This window comes from Stenotrophomonas pictorum JCM 9942 (genome assembly GCF_001310775.1).
Taxonomy (GTDB): Bacteria; Pseudomonadota; Gammaproteobacteria; order Xanthomonadales; family Xanthomonadaceae; genus Stenotrophomonas; species Stenotrophomonas pictorum.
On record NZ_BAZI01000521.1, the window covers coordinates 1 to 1,551 of the forward strand.

At 68.1% G+C, this 1,551-nt stretch carries 2 protein-coding genes; one reads left to right on the forward strand and one right to left on the reverse strand.

The annotated features are described in order from the left end of the window. On the reverse strand, nt 1-780 hold a 780-nt coding region (locus JCM9942_RS15655), incomplete at its 3' end, for a saccharopine dehydrogenase NADP-binding domain-containing protein (RefSeq protein WP_054660786.1). Nucleotides 781-1,008: 228 nt separating this feature from the next. Between JCM9942_RS15655 and JCM9942_RS15660 the strand changes: the two genes are divergently transcribed. Beyond that, nucleotides 1,009-1,329, forward strand: coding sequence for a hypothetical protein (locus tag JCM9942_RS15660; protein WP_054660784.1), 321 nt, complete (start codon nt 1,009-1,011; stop codon nt 1,327-1,329). Nucleotides 1,330-1,551: the final 222 nt, after the last annotated feature.

The following is a 1,551-nucleotide window of genomic DNA, read 5'->3' on the forward strand; positions in this document are numbered from 1 at the left end:
CCACGCCAGCGCGGCCAGACAGCGCGACAGCAACGGCAGTTCCAGCGCGGCACGAAAACGCACCGTCGCCACGCCCGGATAGCGCTGCACCAGCAAGGTGTGGTCGGGCACATCGCAGGGCGAGGCCAGACACGGGCCGATGCGCGCGAAGCGCACCGGCTGCGGCTTGGCCCACCCGATACGGGTCTGCCAGCGCCCATCGATCCAGCAGTCGAACGGCCTGCCGCAATAGGACAACACCGCGCGCACCGTGGCGATGCCCAGCGGCGTGGCCTGCGCCGGCGCGATCACCATGTCGATGCTGTGCAGCTGTTCGAACTGCGGCGCCAACGCATCCACCACCGCACTGGACAGCGCCGGCAACGTGCTTGCGCCAGTGATCGCGCAGCACTGCATCCGCTGTGCAAGCGCGTCCAGTTGCCCGGGAAAGCCGGCGACAAACTCACGGCCATCGGCCAGATCGATGTAGTGCATGCCGGCCCGCAGGCAGGCCTGCGCCACGTCGTAGCCCTGCCCCTGGAACGGCCCGGCGGTGTGGATGACCAGGTCCGCGTGCGTGCCGGCAAGCGTCGCTGCAAAATCCGCAGCCGCAGTATCCAATCGGCACAGCTCGATGTTCGCCAGATCCACTCCTGGCAGACGCGCGGCAGCCTGCGCCGGATTGCGACCTGCGGCGATCACCGTGATACCCGGCGTGATCGCAAGGGCGCGCACGATGCGTGCTCCGAAGTGGCCATAGCCGCCCAGTACCAGTACCCGGCAGCGTTCCTGCGCTGACATCGCCATCTCCGGAAGTGAAGGCCCGATTATCGGCAGCGCAGCAGTCCTTTGTCAGGTGACCGCCAACCGGGGCGTCCGCATGCCTACGTTCGAGTCGCGAATGCCCCGCAACGCCGGCCTGTGTGCGGGCCCGAGGAGCCATCTGCGGAACAGCACCGCCGGGCTTTTCATCAACCGCTTACGCCAGCGGCGGCAGGCTGTAGGCAACTGCCACATCCGGAGTCGAACATGTCCCGCATCCTTGTTGTCGTCGGCATCAGTGCGATGGCGCTCAGCGCCTGCAGCAGCACCCCGGTCGCGTCGGTGGAACCGATCGACGGGGTGATTTCCGGGCAATGCCACACCGATAGCGTGCGCGGCGCAGCGGGCCTGGCGGCGGCACCGGGAACGGTGGAACGCGCACGCGTGGACAGCGACAGCCTGGGCGTCAGCGTGGTCCGCGGGCAGCGTGGGCGCAATGACGCCAACGTGGGTGCCAGCGCTGGCGGTGACCATCTGACCATCGAGATCGGCCCCACCAACAACATCACCGCGCTGCGCTGCGGATGACCCGCCGTTTTGCAGCGCGACAGTACACATCCGGACGCAGACGATATGCTGGGGACGTCCAACAACGTTCTGGAGTTCCGATGCAGTTTCCGTCCACGACGCGCCGCTCCGCCGCGCTGATTGCCGCCACTTTCTCGCTCGTGTTGCTGGGCGCGTGCTCGGGTCCGGCCGCGGAAGAGCAGGACCAGGCGCTGGACCAGGCCCAACAGGCCGCCGCCGCCG